Raw genomic sequence first — 18,020 nt, forward strand, 5'->3', positions numbered from 1 at the left:
TTACGATAAAGCCGCAGTCGCGGTAAAAGAACCAATCGTTCGACATATGCAAAGCACGCCGCCGAAGAAAGACGGATTCCTCATCGAGCTGTCCGATCGCACCTTGCGGGACGGAGCCTAATCCAGCTGCCGCGCTATGCAATCGACAATCCATTACTGGCGTTTCGGCGGCAGGCTTCGCATACTCGCTGACGACCCCACTGCGGAGCCCTCTCGTCATGTCTCTTTCAATCGACCACATCGTGATCCGCGTGCAGGATCTCGAGCAGACCATCGCCGATTTCACTACGCTTGGCTTCACCGTGCAACGCGGCGGCACGCACGCCGACGGCGCCACACATAACGCGCTGATCGGTTTCGCCGATGGCAGCTACATCGAACTCATCGCCTTTCTGCGCGACGCACCCGAGCATCGCTGGTGGGACGCTAGCCGTCGCATAGGAGATGGTTTCGTCGACTACGCGCTGCTGCCGCAATCGGTTGCCAGCGCCATCGCCGCGGCACGTGAACGAGGTCTCTCTTACGACGGCCCCCTTGCCGGCGGACGTCAGCGTCCCGATGGCGAGCGCCTCGAATGGCAGATCGGCAAGCCGTCGAGCGCGGATCTGCCGTTCCTGTGCGGCGACGTGACGCCGCGCCACCTGCGCGTGGCCGAAGGCGACGTTCGCCATCATGCGAACGGGGCGCACGGCGTCGCGAACATTACGCTCGCGGTGCACGACCTGGATGCGAGCCTCGCACGATATCGCGCGCTGCTCGGAGAACCCGACGTGCAGCGCGCGCCGCTGCCCGGTTACGACGTCGCATTGGGGATCCTGTCGCTTGGCGCGACGACGCTCACGCTTGCAAGCCCGGCCCGCGAAACCCGTCCGCCAGCCGAAGGTCTTGCCGCTGACCTTCGGCACCACCTCGCCTCGCGCGGCGAAGGGGTTTTCGCGGTCGCCCTGGAGACGTACGTCGATGGCGCCGCGCGGCGCCTCGAGCGTACGCTCGCCCATGGCGCCATCATCGAACTGGTAGCAAACCCGTCGATCCGACGCGATCGATAGCGTCGCGCGCGAGCGAAACACCAGGCGACCCGGCGCCGCTCACGACGCCGTCTGCGCCGCCAGCGATCCGCCGAGATAAGCGTCGCGGATACGCTGGTCGCCGAGCAATTCGCTCGCGGTGCCGGACAACACCACGCGCCCCGTCTGCAGCACGTAGCCGCGATGCGCGATCTGCAGCGCGAGGCTCGCGTTCTGCTCGACCATGAAGAAGGTGATGCCCTGCTGGTTGATGGTCTGGATCAGTTCGAGCACCTTGTCGACGTATAGCGGCGACAGGCCCATCGTCGGCTCGTCCATGCAGACTAGCGCGGGACGGCTCATCAACGCGCGCGCCATCGCCAGCATCTGCTGCTCACCGCCTGAAAGCGTGCCGGCCCGTTGGGTCAGCCGCTCTTTCACGCGCGGAAAAAGTTCGAGCATGCGTTCGTAGTCCTCGCCGATGCCCGCGCGGTCGTTGCGCGTGAACGCGCCCATCAGCAAGTTTTCGCGCACGGTCATGTCGCCGAAAAGCCGCCGGGCCTCCGGCACCGAAGCGATCCCTCGCCGCACGATCTGCGAAGTCGGCAGACCGTTCAACGGCTTACCGTCGAAGCTGATGGTGCCGGCTCGCGGTTTGTGCAGTCCAAGAATCACCTTCATCGCCGTCGATTTGCCGCTCGCATTGCCGCCCAGCAGGCTGACGATCTCGCCGCGCCCGATGGTGAGATTCACGCCGAAGTGCACCTGGATCTGTCCGTAGAACGTGTCGATCTGTTCGAGTTTCAGCAACGGCTCGGTCATGGCGGCTTGTGTGGAGACGAATGGGTTCGGCGCAACCAGATGCAGATTTGATGTTTTCACGCAGCCGCCGTTTCGTTACGACCGGCAGCCGCGCCGACCTGACGGTGTCCAAGGTAGGCCTCGATCACGGCGGGGTCGTCGCGCACCTCGGCCGGCAGCCCGGAAGCGATCTTGCGGCCGTCTTCGAGCACCAGCACGCGATCGGAAAGCTGCATCACCAGGTCCAGCTTGTGTTCGATAAGCAGGATGGTGAGCCCGTCGCGCTTGAGTTCGAGTATCAGTTCGAGCATTTCGGCGGTTTCGGACTCGTTCATGCCAGCGGTCGGTTCGTCGAGCAGAAGGATGCGCGGCCGCAACGCCAGCGCGCGCGCAATCTCGACACGCCGGCGGTTCGCATACGACAGGCTATGCGCCGGCTGATCGAGACGCGGCGACAGGCGCGTACCGAAGCGCGCCAACAGCGCCGTCACTTCTTCGCGCAGCGCGGCGCTTTCGCGACGTACCGATGCAGGCCCGACCAGCGCGCGCAACGCTTCCGCGAATGCTCCCACGACCGGCCAGCCACAGCGCGTCATCGCAAGCCTCGCATGCGCGCCGATCAGCACGTTATCGAGCACACTCAGATTGCCGAATACCCGTCCATGCTGGAACGTGCGGGCGACGCCGCGCGCGGCAAGCTGCTCGGGCGCCATGCCGGTCACGTCTTCGCCGGCGAATCTCACCTCGCCGGCGTCCGGCGCGTCGATGCCGGTCAGCAGATTGAACAGCGTGGATTTTCCGGCGCCGTTCGGACCGATCACGCTCACGCATTCGCCGCGCGCAACCGACAGGCTCACCTCGTCGACAGCCACGAGACCGCCGAAACGGCGTGTGACGCGCCGCACGTCGAACAGGATATCCGTGCCGCGTGGCAAAGAAGATGTCATGGTCGCCTCCGTCATACCGAACCGAACAGCCCTTGCGGCCGGAAGCGCACAAGCAGCAGCAAGATCACGCCGTAAATCAGCATCCGGTAGTCGGCGGCAAAACGGAACAGTTCGGGCAAGCTGATCAGCGCCACCGCACCAGCCACCGCGCCGATCACGCTGCCGAGACCGCCGAGAATGACCATCGTCAGCGCAAGGATCGACACTTGCGAGTCGAAGGTCTGATAGTTGATATAGCTGTACAGATGCGCGGCGATCCCGCCGCCGATGCCAGCCGCGAGACCGCCGCAGGCGAACGCGATCGCCTTGTAGCGATTGGGGCGGATGCCATACGCGCGCGCCGCCACGTCGTCCTCGCGGATCGCGCGCCACGTGCGGCCCAGGTGCGAGTTCAGGAGCCGCGCCTGCAGCAGTGCGAGCAGCACGAGCACCGCGAGTGTGAACCAGTAGACGGCGCGCACGCCCGTCAACTGCCACCCGAACAGCGACAGCGGGGCAATGCCGGTGATGCCGACCGGACCGCGCGTGAGGCTGTCCCAGTTGAGCACCACGAGACCGATGATTTCACCGATGCCAAGCGTCGCAATCGACACATAGTGGCCGCGTAGCCTGAACGACGGGTAAATCAGCACCGTGCCAATCGCCGCGGTGATGACGCCGGCGAGCGGAATCGTCAAAGCCGGCGACCAGCCCAGATTGACGGACAGCAGCGCCGACGCATAAGCGCCGATCAGCAGCAGCGCCGCATGCCCTAATGAAATCTGCCCGACCGTGCCCGCGACGAGCGTCAGACTGAGCGCCAACAGCCCATAGATCCAGCCGTTGGTCAGCGTCTGCAGCACGTACGACGACGGCACGACGAGCGGCAGCACGAATGCGAGCGCCACTAGTGCCACGATCGTGCGAAGCGGAACGTGCAGCGCGCGGCGGTTCGACAGAAACGTGCCGGTCAGCGGCTCGGGCGGCAACCGGCGGCTCGCGCTGAAGAGACCATTTGGCCGCCACACGAGAAACACCAGCAGCAGCACGAACGCGAAGAGGTCGCGATAGCTGGTGCCGAACAACGCGACCCCGTAACTCTCGACCAGACCGAGCAGCAAGCTGCCGGCGATCGCGCCGGGCACGTTCCCCAAGCCGCCGATCAGCAAGGCGACGACGCCTTTCAACGTCGCCTGAAAGCCCATCGCCGGATCGATGCTGTTGTAGTACATGCCGACGAGCAAGCCGCTCAGGCCGCCGAGCCCGCAGGCGATCGCAAACACGGCCTGATTCACGGCATTCACATTGACACCCATCTGCTGCGCGGCATCGCGATCCTGCGCGGTCGCGCGTACCGCCCAGCCGAGCCGCGTGAAGCGCAGGAACATGTACAGCACGCCCGCCGCGCCGATGCCGATTGCTGCAATCAGCAGATCGAGCGAGCCGATGGCGGCCCCGCCGAGCGACAGCGTCCAGTCGGGCAGCGAACTCGGCACAGGACGTGGATCGGGCCCGAACACGATCTGCGCGAGCTGGTCGAGTACGAAGCTGATACCGATGGTGGCGAGCAGCGGCGCAATACGGGCCGCGCCTTGCAGCGGCCTCAGGCCGAGCCGCTCGATCAGGATGCCGAGCAGCGCGCAGCCCGCGACCGTCGCGAGCAGCGCCACGGGCAGCGGCAAGCCGAGCCGCGTCAGACACAGCCAGCCGATGAAGCCGCCCACCATATACACGGAGCCGTGCGCGAAATTGATCAGATGCGATACGCCAAAGATCAGCGCGAGGCCGACCGCGAGCAGCGCATAGATATTGCCGACGATCAGGCCGTTGATCGTGTAGTCGAACCAGGCGGTCATGGCGTATGCACGGCGCTCGCCCCATCCCACAGAGCGAATTTGCCGTCCTTCACGACGAGCTCGAGATTCTTCGCGCCAGCCACGCGGCGGGTCTGCGGATCGAACCTGAACTTGCCGAAGATCACGCTCGGTACTTCGCTGATCTTCGCAAAGCCGTCGTGCACGGCCGCGCGATCGGCACCGTAGCGGCGAATCACTTCGCCCGAAAGAATCATCGCGTCGTATGCGCGCGCGGCGAAGGTGTCCGGATCGGCACCGTATCTGGCGCGGTAGCGCTGCACGAAGCTTTGTACTTCAGGACGCGGATCGCCGGGGAAGAAGTTCGATTCGGTGTAGACGCCGTTCACCGCAGGGCCGCCAAGATCGAGAAACTTCGGTGAATACACCGAGCCGACCGCCGCGATTGGCGTGCTCACACCGCCCGCTCGCGCCTGGCGAACGATCTGGGCACCGTCGGAATAGTAGGAGATCAGCACGATCGAATCCGGCTGTTCGCTTCGCACGCGCGTGAGCGTCGCGCGAAAATCCTTTTCGTTCGGTTGATACGCTTCCGCCGCGACGACCTGCGCGCCGTCCGCGGTCGCGGCCTTCGCGAAGATGTCCTTGCTGGTGCGGCCCCAGTCCGTGTTCAGATAGAGCACGGCGATTTTCCTGAAGCCGAGTCCTTTGGTCACATAGTGCGCGAGCAGCGGCTGTTCCTCGGCCTGGCTGATCGCAGTACTCCACATATAGTCGCCGCCCTTCGTGAAGTCGGGATGGGAATTCGTGAAACCGAACTGCACGAGACCCGCGCGCTGATACACCGGCGACGCGGCCATCGACGCACCGCTCGACAGATCCCCCAGTTCCAGCAGGATGCGCTTGTCGTCGGCGAACTTCTGTGCGATGGCTACGGCCTGACGCGGATCGCTGCGGCTGTCCTCGAACTCATAGCTGAGCGGATGGCCGTTGATCCCGCCGTTGCCGTTGATCTGATCGAGCGCGAGATCGAAGCCGCGCTTCCATTGCTCGCCGTACTGCGCATCCTGGCCGCTCAGCGGTCCGGTCACGCCGACCCAGTAAGGATCGGCCGCGTGCGCCAGGGGCATCACGCCGCAGGTTGCAAGCGCCAGCGCGCCGGCCAGGTGAAGCAGTGTGCGGGTCGCACCACGCTTGTTGTTCCACAGAATCGACATACAGGTCTCACGCCTTCGAATTGAATGAGGCCATGTAACCATGTCGCGCGGACGCGGGCCAACGAAGATACGCGACGAAGCTTATTCCGTTGCATCCGCAAAGCTTTTGACGACGAATGCCGAAGCACTTTAGAAGCGCACTCGGCACAGCATCGGATCACGAAAACGCCTTGTTTCAAGCGCATTTCCACGATCTATGTTCGTAGTGAACCAACCGCGACGGAACACATAGGCATCGGCGATCCGTCGTTTTCGTCAATTACATAGCGGAATTTATTATAAGAACTGCGCATTCAAGCGCTCCTAAAATGCACCCATCACATGGATGAGGCATTGCATGGAGTTGCATCAACTCGAAGCGTTCTCGGCGGTCATGTCGACGGGCAGCATGACCGGGGCCGCTCGTATGCTTGGCCGCTCGCAACCCGGCATCACGAGAACGATCCAGGATCTCGAACAGGAGATCGGCTACGCGTTGTTCGACCGTAAAGGACCTCGCGTCACGCCGACGAGCCGCGCGTTCCGTCTTTATGGCGAAGTCGAGCGCTCGCTGATCGGCTTGGCCGCTATCGAGGCCAGCGCGCGGGCGATCGGCCGCGACGAGGCCATGCCATTGCGCGTCGTTGCGACACCCGCGCTCGCCGCGACATTGGTGCCACGCGCAATCTCGAAGCTCGCGCAGGCAAGCGCACGCGTCGACACGCAATTGCGCAGTGCGTCCGCCGAGCAGGTCGTCGAGGCGTTGCTGTCACGTTCCGCCGACATCGGCATCGCGACATTGCCGCTGGATCATGCGGCGCTTGACGTGCACTACATTATCGAGGCGCCCTGCGTCGCGGTGCTGCACCGAAACGATCCGCTCGCGCGCGATGCCGTGCTGCGACTCGCGCGGCTCGCGGGCAAGCCGGTCGCCACGCTGGCCAACCGTTATCGTCTGCGCAGTCGCATTGATCGCGCATTCGACGAGGCCGGCGTCGCGCTTCACATTGCACTCGAAACGAATGCGTCGCTCAATGCGATGATGGCCGCGCAACAGCAGCTCGGCGTCGCCATCGTCGATCCGGTGACCGCGTTCGGCATGCGCGTCGCAGACGTCGAGGTCAAAGCGCTCGATGTGCCCATTCCGTTTCTGTATGGCGTCGTCACGCTTTCCGGCCGTCCCCGCAGCGACGCCGTCAACGCAATGATCGATACGCTCGCGGAGGTATCGCACGGGCTGCTGCCCGGGGCCATGCGTCACGCGGCGTCACGGCATGGCGCGCTGGTTGCCCACGACCAGGCGGATGGAGCGGAAACCGCCGCCCAATCGCCCACTTTCACTCTCCGCGACATCGGGACCACTGCATGAGCGCCACGACTCCTTTCCACGCCGCTGCCGGACTGACCGCGCTCGAAGCGCGGCTTCGCGAGGATCTTGCCTGGCTGGAGCTTCCCGCGCCTTCGTGGGTGCCCGCGCGGACATCCGCCGGCCAACATGTGCTCGATGTCGCCATCATCGGCGCCGGCATGGCCGGGCTGACCGCGAGCGCCGAATTGCGCCTGCTCGGCATCGACAATCAGCGGCTCTTCGATCAGGCGCCGGCCGGTCAGGAAGGACCTTGGATCACCTACGCGCGGATGCAGACGCTACGCTCGCCCAAGCAACTGACGGGGCCCGCACTGCGCCTGCCCGCGTTGACGTTTCGCGCGTGGTACGAGGCCCAGTTCGGCCGCGAACAATGGCGCGCGCTCTATAAGATTCCACGCGTGCAATGGATGGACTACCTGCGCTGGTATCGGCGCGTGCTCGATCTGCCGGTCTCCAATGACACGCGCGTTGAGAAACTGCAGACGCGCGGCGACGGTCTGATAGAGCTTGTGCTGTTGCGCGGAGCGGTCAACGACCGCAAAGATGCGCGGCGCGAAACCGTGCTTGCTCGTCATGTCGTGCTCGCGACCGGCCGTGAAGGACTTGGCGGCCCCTACGTTCCCGACGTGGCCCGCGACATTCCGCGGCACTTGCGCGCGCACTCATCGGACCCGATCGACTTTGCCGCGCTGCGCGGCAAACGTGTCGGTGTGGTCGGCGCGAGCGCATCCGCGTTCGACAACGCCGCGAGCGCTCTTGAAGCGGGGGCCGGGCGAGTCGATCTATTCGTGCGGCGTGCCGCGCTGCCCCGTATCAACAAACTGACCGGCATCGGTAGCCCCGGCCTCGTTCACGGGTTCACGAATCTGCCCGACGCCTGGAAGTGGCGCTTCCTGCACTATTCGGCGCAAACGCAGGCCCCACCGCCGCGCGACAGCGTGCTGCGGGTCGCCGCTCACGCGCAGGCTCACCTGCACCTGGCGAGTCCGCTGACGGGTTTGCGCCACGAAGGCGACACGATCTTCGTCGGCACGCCCCGAGGGCAATACACCCTCGACTACCTGATCTTCGCGACCGGCTTTCACTCGGAAATCGACACGCGCGACGAATTTGCGTCCATCGCGCCGCACGTGCGCCGCTGGCGCGACCGCTTTACACCGGCGGCGGAATTGCCGAACGAAGAACTCGCCAGCTCGCCGGACCTCGACCGCAACTTCGCCTTCCAGGAACGCGTTCCCGGGGCCTGCCCGGCGCTCGCGCGCATTCACTGCTTCAATCACGCAGCCAGTCTGACGCACGGCAAGGTCGCCGGCGACATCCCCGCGATCAGCGACGGCGCGCAGCGGCTCGCGCGCGCGATCGCCGCAATGCTGTTCGACGCCGACCGCGATACGCACTACGCGGCGCTGCAAGCCTTCGACACCGCCGAACTCGCAGGAGACGAATGGGACGACGCCGATGCCACCGCCGGCACGATGCCCGCCGACAACGCTGCCCTCTAATGGACCCACATCTGATGTCTTCATCCGCTGATTCCCGATCGGCTCCCGTGGCCGATGACTTCGTCGCGCAACTCGCGGGATTGGCGCCCGACGGCGCGACCGCGGCTCTGCGCGCGTTTCGCGGCGACGCGACGCGTTATACGCAAGGCAGCCACGACGCGCTGTTCTCGACCGATGTCGCCGATCTGACGCTTCGCGAACGTCTCTTTGCGGCGTGGTATGCGGCGCTGTTGTCAAATGCGGAGCAGACGGCGCTCGCGTATCGCGAGCGTCTGCTGACACTGGCGAGCGCGGCTGACGCGCAAACTGAAACCACGAGGTCGCTTCTCGAGGCGATCGCCGCGCAGCGCGCGGTTCCTGTCGCGTCGATGGCGACGACGGACCAGCGGCTCGCCGCGATCCTGCGTCACACGCAAGCCTTGACGCTGCGTCCCGCCGCGACCGGCAAGCCGGCGCTCGGAACACTGCAGGCTGCCGGCCTCACGACGCGCGCCATCGTCGCGCTATCGCAGCTCGTCGCGTTCGTCACGTACCAGGTGCGGGTCGTCGCCGCGTTGCGCGCATTGGAGGCACGAGCATGAGTTCGGATCACGGCTTTACGACGCAAACCCTCGGCTGGTCCGCATGGCTCGATACGGTCGCGCTCGAACAGGCATCGCCCGAGCAGACTGCGGTACTCGAAGCGAGCCACCCGCAAGCGAAGACTTCCGATTACTACCTGTTGCTGGTCCACGAAGCGGAAATCCTGCGGCAACGATCAGGCGCGTTCAATAGCATCATGTATGCGCCGGGCGGATTGTCGCGAGCGGAGCGCGAGCTCGCGAGCACGGTGGTCTCGCGTGTCAACGGATGCGTGTATTGCGCGTCGGTGCATGCGCAGCGTTTCCAGCAACTCGCGAAGCGCGAGGACGTCATCCAGCAGATCTTCGCCGCTCCTGAAACGGCGGGTACGACCGAACGGGAGCGCGCGATCGTTCGATACGCGATCGATCTCACGTTGCAGCCGCAGGCGCTCGCGCCGGAATCGCTCGATGCGCTTCACCGCGCGGGGCTCGACGATGCACAGATTCTGGATCTTAGCCACGCGATTGCGATCTTTGCCTGGGCCAACCGTTTGATGCTGACGCTGGGCGAACCGGTGTTTCCGGCCTGACCGGGGGCGCCGCCGCATCGACTTCGCAGTAGTGCGGTGCCCAGCGAATGGATATGACAATCGCTTCGTTGCCGCACGATGCGATGCGTTAGAGACTTGCAGTCCCACTCACTCCGAGAGAATCCATCATGTACGCCTCGCGTTTCTCCGCGCTGCACCGGCGACTTTTCACGCTCGCCGGCGCGGTAATTGCCTTCTCTCTTTCCGCCGTTTCTTCTGCGGCGCCTGCCAGCGGCGAGCCGGTTTTCTTCGGTGTCAGCGGACCGCTGACGGGTCCGAACGCGCAATACGGGGCACAGTGGAAAGCCGGCTTCGACCTCGCGCTCGATGAAATCAACCGCGCCGGCGGCATTAACGGCCATCCGCTGCAGTACGTGTTCGAAGACAGCCAGAGCGATCCGCGCCAGGCGGTCGCGATCGCGCAGAAGTTCGTCGACGACAAGCGCATCCTGATCGAACTCGGCGACTTTTCGAGCCCCGCTTCGATGGCGGCCTCGCCGATCTATCAACGCGCGGGCCTCGTCCAGTTGGGCTTTACCAACTCGCACCCGGACTTCACGAAAGGCGGCGACTTCATCTGGAGTCCGTCGGTCAGCCAGGCGGATGCGCAACCGCTGCTCGCGGATCTGGCCGTCAAGCAGGGCTTCAGGCGAGTCGCCGTGCTGTTCCAGAACACCGACTGGGGCCGTGCGAGCAAGGACGTGTTCGTAAAGGCAGCCGCCGCGCGGGGGGCGCAGGTGATCGCGACCGAAGGTTATCAGCCCACCGACAAGGACTTTCGCGCAACGCTGCTGCGTGTGCGCGATACCAAGCCCGACGCGCTCGTGCTGATTTCGTACTACTCGGACGGCGCGCAGATCGTGCGTCAGGCCCGCACGGGCGGCATCACGCTGCCGATCGTCGCAGCGAGTTCGGTGTACTCGCCGAAATTCATGGAACTCGGCGGCGACGCCGTAAACGGCGTGACCACCAACACGAGCTTTTTCCCCGGCGACCGGAGCCCCGAAGTCCAGCGCTTCGTTCGCGACTTCGAAGCGAAATATCATCACGAGCCCGACGCGTTCAACGCGTTCGCCTACGACGCCACGATCATTGCCGCGTATGCGTTGCGCACGGGCGGACTCGATCGACGTGGCGTGCGCGATGCGCTGCCGAAGCTGCATGACGTGCCGAGCGTCGTCTTCGGCAAGGCGACGTTCGATCCAGCGACTCGACGCGTGATCGGTGTGAAAAGCGTCAATCTCGTCGTCGAGAATGGGCAGTGGGCGCTGCTTGGCAGCAAGCCCGCACTGGCGGCCAGGTAGCGGCAGGCACATTCGCGCGGGCCGCCTGCCGATGCGGCCGCGCGCGATTCGCCTTATGCGGAAAAGAACCGGTTCTCAGGTCGTGGCAGTCCAAGATTCTCGCGCAGCGTCTTGCCTTCGTACTCGCGCCGGAAGAGCCCCCGCTTCTGCAACTCGGGAATGACTTTGCCGACGAAGTCGTCGAGGCCGGCCGGAAGATGTGAGAACATCACGTTGAACCCGTCCGAGCCCTCTTCCAGCAACCACTGCTCCATCTGATCTGCAATCATCCGGGCGGTGCCGATCATCTCCAGCCCGGAGTATCCGCCGATGCGCTGCGCGAGCTGACGGATTGTCAATCCATCGCGCTGCGCCCATTCCACGACTCGTTGCCGCGCGGTACGGCTTGCGTTGGTCTCAGGAATTTCCGGCAACGGGCCGTCCGGATCGAGACCAGATACATCATGCCCCAACGCGATCGACAACGAAGCGATGCCGCTCTCGTAGTGGACGAATGTATCGAGCCGCTCACGCGTTTCGCGCGCCTCTTCGAGCGTATCGCCCACCACGACGAAAGCCGCCGGCAAAATCTTCATGTGATCGCGCGAGCGGCCGAGTTTCTCCATGCGGCTTTTTACGTCGGCGTAGAAACGCTTCCCATCGGCCAGCGTGGTTTGCGCGGTGAACACGACTTCGGCCGTTTCCGCGGCAATCTGCCGTCCCGCCTCCGATGAGCCCGCCTGCACGATCACGGGCCAGCCCTGAATCGGCCGGGCAATATTCAACGGACCGCGCACCGAGAAGTTCGCGCTTTTGTAGTTCAGCACGTGCAGCTTTTGCGGGTCGAAGAATGTTCCGCTCGCCGTATCGCGGATAAAAGCGTCGTCGGCCCAGCTATCCCACAGACCTGTGACCACGTCGAAAAACTCGCGGGCGCGCCGGTAGCGCTCGTCGTGTTCGACGTGCTCGTCGAGGCCGAAATTGAGCGCCGCGTCTGGATTCGATGTCGTCACGAGATTCCATCCAGCGCGGCCACCGCTGATATGGTCGAGCGAGGCGAACCGCCTTGCGACGTGATACGGCGCGTCGAAGGTCGTGGACGCGGTCGCGACGAGACCCAGCCGCTCGGTGACCGCCGCGAGCGCGGGCTGCAGCGTGAGCGGCTCGAACGAGGTGACCGTGTGGCTGTGCCTGAGGGCGTCGAGCGGCATGTTGAGCACCGCGAGGTGGTCGGCCATGAAAAACGCATCGAAGCGGCCGCGCTCGAGCGTCTGCGCAAAACGCTTCAGATGCCCAAAATTGAAGTTGGCATCAGGATAGGCGCCAGGGTAGCGCCATGCACCGGTGTGGATCGTCGTGGGGCGCATGAAGGCGCCGAGTCGAAGCTGACGTGACATGAATCGACCTCAATCGAGAACAGGGTCGCGCCAGTGTAATGCGGCCGCGCTGACGCTGCCTGGCGGCAACTCGATTTCAATTTGCAGACCGACAGCAGCGACGTTCAAAGTCCGCCGTATGCAGGCGCTTTATGCCTGACGCGCAGCGCACGGACGAATCGATTTCCTTCCTCGAGTGCTTTTCATATGCGCAAACATTGGTTGGATTTGCGCTGGCGCCGACTTACCGTCCTGAATCTGGCGCCGTGGAGCGCATTGTCAACAGCTACCTATCAGGAAGGAAATAACAGATGAGCCTACGTCCTTTATATGATCGAGTGATCGTCAAGCGTCTCGGTCAGGAGACCCGCACCGCGTCTGGCATCGTGATCCCCGACAGCGCCGCGGAAAAGCCCGACCAGGGCGAGATCCTCGCTGTCGGTCCCGGCCGCCGCGGTGACGATGGCAAGCGTGTCGAACCGGACCTGCAGGTCGGCGATCGCGTGCTGTTTGGCAAATACGCGGGCCAGGCGGTAAAGGTCGACGGCGACGAACTGCTGGTGCTGCGCGAGGAAGATATCGTCGCAGTCGTTCAAATTTGAGGGGAAAACAAACATGGCAGCCAAAGAAGTCGCTTTCAGCGACAACGCGCGTTCCAAACTGGTTGAAGGCGTCAACCTGCTCGCCAATGCGGTGAAAGTGACGCTCGGGCCGAAGGGCCGCAACGTCGTGCTCGAACGCAGTTTCGGCAGCCCGGTCGTGACGAAGGACGGTGTGTCCGTCGCGAAGGAAATCGAGCTGGCCGACAAGGTGCAAAACATCGGCGCGCAGCTCGTCAAGGAAGTCGCGTCCAAGACCAGCGACGCCGCGGGCGACGGCACGACCACCGCGACCGTGCTCGCACAGGCGATCGTGCGCGAAGGCCAGAAGTACGTCGCAGCGGGCCTCAATCCTCTCGATCTGAAGCGCGGCATCGACAAGGCCGTCGCCGCGGCCGTCGACGAACTGAAGAAGATCAGCAAGCCCACGACCACCAGCAAGGAGATCGCCCAGGTTGCGACGATCTCGGCGAACGGTGAAGAATCGATCGGCCAGCGCATCGCCGAAGCGATCGACCGGGTCGGCAAGGAAGGCGTGATCACCGTCGAAGACGGCAAGTCGCTCGCGGACGAACTCGACGTTGTGGAAGGCCTGCAGTTCGACCGAGGGTATCTGTCGCCCTACTTCATCAACAACCAGGACCGGCAGCTCGCCGCACTCGAACAACCATTCGTGCTTCTGCACGACAAGAAGATCGCGAACATTCGCGATCTTCTGCCGATACTGGAACAGGTCGCAAAGTCCGGCCGGCCGCTTCTGATCATCGCGGAAGACGTCGAAGGCGAAGCACTCGCGACGCTCGTCGTGAACAATATTCGCGGCATTCTGAAGACGGTCGCGGTGAAGGCGCCAGGCTTCGGCGATCGGCGCAAGGCGCTGCTCGAAGACATCGCGATCCTCACCGGTGGCCAGGTCATCGCTGAGGAAACCGGTTTGACGCTCGAGAAAGCGACGCTCGCCGAACTCGGCGAGGCCGCGCGCATCGAGGTCGACAAAGAAAACACCACGGTTATCGACGGCGCCGGAGAGAAGGCCAGCATCGAGGCTCGCGTCAAGCAGATTCGCGCGCAGATCGCGGAAGCAACCTCGGATTACGACCGTGAAAAGCTGCAGGAACGCGTAGCAAAGCTCGCGGGCGGCGTCGCCGTCATCAAGGTGGGCGGCGCGACGGAAATCGAGGTGAAGGAGAAGAAAGACCGCGTCGATGATGCGTTGCACGCGACACGCGCCGCTGTCGAAGAAGGCATCGTGCCGGGCGGCGGTGTCGCGCTGATTCGTGTGAAGCAGGCGATCGCCGCACTTCAGGGCGCGAACGCGGATCAGAACGCCGGCATCAACATCGTGCGTCGCGCGCTCGAAGAACCGTTGCGTCAGATCGTCGCCAATGCGGGCGAGGAACCGAGCGTGATCGTCGCCAGGGTGGCCGAAGGCAGCGGCAATTATGGCTACAACGCGGCCACGGGCGAATACGGCGACCTCGTCGAAACCGGCGTGGTCGATCCGACGAAAGTCACGCGTACGGCCTTGCAGAACGCAGCCTCCGTGGCGAGCCTGTTGTTGACGACCGACGCCACCGTCCATGAAGCGCCGAAGGATGCGGCAACGGCTGTATCGCCAGCGGGGCCGGGTGCGGGCGGTCCCGGCTTCGACTTCTAGTCGAACTGTTTAAGCCTGCTGGCGCCGCGAGGCGTCGGCGCAACGCGCCGCGCAGCGCGGCCATCGATGCGTGGCGCGTTGCTTTGAGGGGGCAGGCCGCAATCGCTTCGCACGCGCCCCGCCCCTTCAATCCGTCACGGCTTCACGCTGGTAGCGCGACACCGGCGGTCGCAAGCCGAGATGCTCGCGCAACGTGCGGCCTTCGTATTCGTGGCGAAACAGGCCTCTGCGCCGCAATTCCGGCAGCACGAGCCGGATGAAGTCGTCGAGACTGTTGGGAAGCAACGCCGGCATCACGTTGTAGCCGTCGGCGCCGTAGTTGACGAAACGCTCCTCGAGCGCATCAGCTATCTGCTGCGGCGTGCCGACCAGTTGCCAGTGCCCGCGTGCCCCAGCCACGCGCAGATAAAGCTCGCGGATCGTCAGATTCTCGCGCCGCGCCAGTTCGAGGGTCAGCGACTGGCGGCTCTTGCTCGCGTTGGTTTCGGGTAGTTCGGGGATCGGCCCGTCGAGCGGATAGCCCGACAGATCGAAGCCGCCGCTCAGCGTGGACACCAGCGCAAGACCAACCACGGGGTCGATCAGTGCCTGCAGCGCATCGAACTTTTCGCGCGCCTCGCGCTCGGTCTCGCCGACGATTGGCATCACGCCCGGCATGATCTTCAGGTCGTCGGGCTCGCGACCGTATTGCGCGAGACGGCCCTTGACGTCCGCGTAGAACGCGACCGCGTCTTCGAGCGTCTGTTGCGCGGTAAATATGACTTCCGCGGTGCGCGCTGCGAGCGCCTTGCCCGCTTCCGACGACCCGGCCTGCACGACGACGGGCCGACCCTGCGGCGAGCGTTCGACGTTCAGCGGTCCGCGCACGTTGAAGAACTCGCCGCGATGATCGAGCACATGGCGTTTCGCGGGATCGAAGTAGCGTCCCGCTGCCTTGTCGCGTACGAACGCGTCGTCGTCCCAACTGTCCCACAGTCCGTCCACCACTTCCGCGAATTCGACGGCTCGCTCGTAGCGCCGCGCATGCGCGAGATGTTCGTCGAAGCCGAAGTTCTTCGCCTCGTGCGCGCTCGACGACGTGACCAGATTCCATCCTGCGCGCCCCGCGCTGATGTGATCGAGCGACGCAAACTTGCGCGCGATGTGATACGGCTCGTTGAAGGTCGTCGAAGCGGTGCCGACGAGGCCGATACGTTCGGTCAACCCGGCCAGTGCCGAGAGCAGCGTGATCGGCTCGAACTGGGCCACATAGCTATGCGCGGTGCGACTCAGGAAATCGACATTGTCGCCGCGCGTGCCCGAGCCGTCGGCGAGAAAAATCAGATCGAACTTCGCGGCTTCCGCTGCCTGGGCAAGCTGCACGTAGTGGCGAAGGTCGCGGCCGGCATCCGCGCGCGCGTCAGGATGACGCCACGCGGCGATGTGATGTCCGGTCGGATAGAGAAACGCGCCGAGGCGCAGATGTCCTTTGCGTTGGCTCATGATCTGTGCGAGTCGTTGATCTGGCGGTAAGGTGGCGCAACCTATGCGCTGTCGCGCCAGCGTTGCGGGTTCGGTGGACGGTCCAGTCCGAGATGCTCGCGCAGCGTCGTGCCCTCGTATTCGCTACGAAAGATGCCGCGCTGCTGCAGGATAGGCACGACGCCATCGACGAAATCTCGTAATCCGCCGGGCAGCGCATCGGGCATCAGGTTGAAGCCATCGGCCGCGCCGCCGTCGAACCAGCGCTCGATGTCGTCCGCGATCTGCTCTGGCGTGCCGACGATCACCCGGTGACCGGTGCCGCCCGCCAGCGCACGGATCAGCTCTCGTACGGTGTGGCCATGACGGCGCGCCTCGGCGAGCGTCGCGTGAAAGAACGTGTGGTTTCCGTTGCCGCCGCCGGGCAGCGCGAGATCGTCGGGCAACGGCGCGTCGAGCGTCAGACGCTCTACGTCGATGCCCAGCGTACCCGCGAGGCGGTTCAGGCTGTAGCGCCACGGAATCTGCTCGACGAGTTCATCGCGCCGGCGCAGTGCTTCGCTGTGAGTCGCGCCGATGATCGTCGTCAGACCGGCGAGCACCTTGACGGGCGGGCGGCCATAGGCGGCTGCCCGCTCGTTCAGATCCCGCCGGTAAGCCGCCGATTCCTCGAATGATTGCGACGCGGAAAAGACCGCTTCTGCCTGACGGGCTGCGAGCTCCCGGCCATCTGCCGACGCCCCCGCCTGCACCACCACAGGATGCCCTTGCGGGGAGCGCGGGAGGTTCAGCGGCCCTTGTACGTCGAAGTAGCGGCCGCGATGCGCGATCGCATGCACTTTTGCAACGTCGACGAAACGACCGCCGGCTTTGTCGCCGACGAACGCGTCGTCCTCCCAGCTATCCCATAGCGCCTTGACCACTTCGGTGAATTCGGCGGCCCGCTCGTAGCGTTGCGCGTGGTTCGGTACCGCGTCGCGGCCGAAATTGCGCGCCGATGGCAGGTCGGCGGTGGTCACGACGTTCCAGCCGGCGCGGCCGTTGCTGACGTGATCGAGTGTCGCAAAGCGCCGGGCGATGTTGTACGGCTCGTTGTAGCTGGTCGACGCAGTGCCGATCACTCCGATGTGCGTCGTCGCCGCCGCGATGCTGGCGAGCAGTACCGTCGGTTCAAGCGCGGTGATCGGGCGGAAGTCGATCTGGTCGACGATCGCTGCATTGTCGGCGAGGAATACCGCGTCGAGCTTGCCCGCCTCGGCGATCCGCGCGACGCGAACGTAGTGATCCACATCGACGAACGCGCGTGGCTCGGCCTCGTCAAGCCGCCATGCCGAGGGCACGAAACCTGAGTGCAGAATGTTGACGTTCAGATGCAGGCGGCGCCGCGCGGCGCGTGCCGGAAGACGACTCATCGGCGATGTCCTCGCGTTGGATCAGTGGACTTTCGGAAAACCGTGCCGCTCGGCGAGCAGGTCGAGAATGCGGCGCGGATCGGTGACGAAGCGTCGCTCCCCGAGCGAATCCGCATCGGCGGGCGCGGGCTGATCGTCGCCGAACACGAGCGCGGGCAGCCCCTGATGCGCTTCATCGAGCACTTCGATCACGGCCTTGCGAGGCCGCTCGAACGGCACGCGCAGCACGTCGAGCCGTCCGACCCGCGCGGGGTCGCTCGCAAGCAGCCCTTCGATCGGCGCGCCATGCGGACAGATAAAGCGTTCGCCGGGATGATGCGGGTCGGTGAATCCCGCTTCCAGCAGGATCAGAAGGTCTCGGCTCATTGCGCAGGTTTCCTCAAAAATGTGCTACCGGACTGGTTGGCAGGCTGGCGGCGCTATCTCGCCGCCAGGAGAATCGCGGATTGATATGCCCCACTCGG

General features: G+C 64.6%; 16 protein-coding genes. 8 read left to right on the forward strand and 8 right to left on the reverse strand.

Annotated elements, in window-relative coordinates; all coding sequences use genetic code 11:
* Positions 1-218 precede the first annotated feature (218 nt).
* Positions 219-1,049: a VOC family protein gene (locus AB3X95_RS19730; protein WP_368622296.1), complete on the forward strand. Its 831-nt coding sequence runs from the start codon at positions 219-221 to the stop codon at positions 1,047-1,049.
* A 39-nt stretch (positions 1,050-1,088) separates the two neighbouring features.
* Here AB3X95_RS19730 and AB3X95_RS19735 read toward each other — a convergent pair whose 3' ends face one another.
* Genes AB3X95_RS19735 through AB3X95_RS19750 form a run of 4 tightly spaced genes read right to left on the reverse strand, consistent with a single transcriptional unit; the run spans position 1,089 to position 5,765 of the window.
* On the reverse strand, positions 1,089-1,829 hold the full coding sequence (locus tag AB3X95_RS19735; RefSeq protein ID WP_368622385.1) for an ABC transporter ATP-binding protein: 741 nt from the start codon (positions 1,827-1,829) through the stop codon (positions 1,089-1,091).
* A 56-nt stretch (positions 1,830-1,885) separates the two neighbouring features.
* The gene (locus AB3X95_RS19740) at positions 1,886-2,755 is read right to left on the reverse strand and encodes an ABC transporter ATP-binding protein (RefSeq protein WP_368622297.1); all 870 of its coding nucleotides are present in this window, start codon (positions 2,753-2,755) and stop codon (positions 1,886-1,888) included.
* 11 nt (positions 2,756-2,766) lie between these two features.
* The gene (locus tag AB3X95_RS19745) at positions 2,767-4,590 is read right to left on the reverse strand and encodes an ABC transporter permease (protein WP_368622298.1); all 1,824 of its coding nucleotides are present in this window, start codon (positions 4,588-4,590) and stop codon (positions 2,767-2,769) included.
* Complete coding sequence (locus AB3X95_RS19750; RefSeq protein WP_368622299.1) at positions 4,587-5,765, reverse strand: ABC transporter substrate-binding protein; 1,179 nt, start codon at positions 5,763-5,765, stop codon at positions 4,587-4,589. Before AB3X95_RS19750 ends, AB3X95_RS19745 begins: the two co-directional genes overlap by 4 nt.
* Before the next feature lie 337 nt (positions 5,766-6,102).
* Between AB3X95_RS19750 and AB3X95_RS19755 the strand changes: the two genes are divergently transcribed.
* The 5 genes from AB3X95_RS19755 (at position 6,103) to AB3X95_RS19775 (ending at position 11,072) form a co-directional block, all read left to right on the forward strand.
* Positions 6,103-7,113, forward strand: a complete 1,011-nt coding sequence (locus AB3X95_RS19755; RefSeq protein WP_184228435.1) for a LysR family transcriptional regulator — start codon at positions 6,103-6,105, stop codon at positions 7,111-7,113.
* Entirely contained in the window at positions 7,110-8,615 is a 1,506-nt protein-coding gene (locus AB3X95_RS19760) for an NAD(P)-binding domain-containing protein (protein WP_368622300.1), read from the forward strand. The genes AB3X95_RS19755 and AB3X95_RS19760 overlap by 4 nt, the downstream gene beginning before the upstream one ends.
* 14 nt (positions 8,616-8,629) lie before the next feature.
* Positions 8,630-9,196, forward strand: coding sequence for a CMD domain-containing protein (locus tag AB3X95_RS19765; protein ID WP_184228433.1), 567 nt, complete (start codon positions 8,630-8,632; stop codon positions 9,194-9,196).
* Positions 9,193-9,768, forward strand: coding sequence for a peroxidase-related enzyme (locus AB3X95_RS19770; RefSeq protein ID WP_184228432.1), 576 nt, complete (start codon positions 9,193-9,195; stop codon positions 9,766-9,768). Before AB3X95_RS19765 ends, AB3X95_RS19770 begins: the two co-directional genes overlap by 4 nt.
* Positions 9,769-9,896: 128 nt before the next feature.
* Positions 9,897-11,072: an ABC transporter substrate-binding protein gene (locus AB3X95_RS19775; protein WP_368622301.1), complete on the forward strand. Its 1,176-nt coding sequence runs from the start codon at positions 9,897-9,899 to the stop codon at positions 11,070-11,072.
* Positions 11,073-11,125: 53 nt separating this feature from the next.
* Here AB3X95_RS19775 and AB3X95_RS19780 read toward each other — a convergent pair whose 3' ends face one another.
* Entirely contained in the window at positions 11,126-12,448 is a 1,323-nt protein-coding gene (locus AB3X95_RS19780) for an LLM class flavin-dependent oxidoreductase (RefSeq protein ID WP_368622302.1), read from the reverse strand.
* Between the two features lie 290 nt (positions 12,449-12,738).
* Between AB3X95_RS19780 and AB3X95_RS19785 the strand changes: the two genes are divergently transcribed.
* Entirely contained in the window at positions 12,739-13,029 is a 291-nt protein-coding gene (locus AB3X95_RS19785) for a co-chaperone GroES (protein WP_368622303.1), read from the forward strand.
* Positions 13,030-13,042: 13 nt separating this feature from the next.
* A complete protein-coding gene (gene groL / locus AB3X95_RS19790) occupies positions 13,043-14,683 on the forward strand; it encodes a chaperonin GroEL (protein ID WP_368622304.1) in 1,641 nt (546 codons plus the stop codon).
* Between the two features lie 126 nt (positions 14,684-14,809).
* On the opposite strand, the gene AB3X95_RS19795 is transcribed toward groL, so the two are convergent.
* The 3 genes from AB3X95_RS19795 to AB3X95_RS19805 are packed head-to-tail and all read right to left on the reverse strand — an operon-like array spanning position 14,810 to position 17,922.
* Positions 14,810-16,165, reverse strand: a complete 1,356-nt coding sequence (locus AB3X95_RS19795; RefSeq protein WP_176122930.1) for an LLM class flavin-dependent oxidoreductase — start codon at positions 16,163-16,165, stop codon at positions 14,810-14,812.
* Positions 16,166-16,206: 41 nt separating this feature from the next.
* Entirely contained in the window at positions 16,207-17,556 is a 1,350-nt protein-coding gene (locus AB3X95_RS19800) for an LLM class flavin-dependent oxidoreductase (protein ID WP_368622305.1), read from the reverse strand.
* A 21-nt stretch (positions 17,557-17,577) separates the two neighbouring features.
* Complete coding sequence (locus AB3X95_RS19805; RefSeq protein WP_176122928.1) at positions 17,578-17,922, reverse strand: DUF3088 domain-containing protein; 345 nt, start codon at positions 17,920-17,922, stop codon at positions 17,578-17,580.
* Between the last annotated feature and the right edge of the window lie 98 nt (positions 17,923-18,020).

Origin of the sequence: Paraburkholderia sp. BR13444, assembly GCF_040948755.1 — a bacterium.
Taxonomy (GTDB): Bacteria; Pseudomonadota; Gammaproteobacteria; order Burkholderiales; family Burkholderiaceae; genus Paraburkholderia; species Paraburkholderia youngii.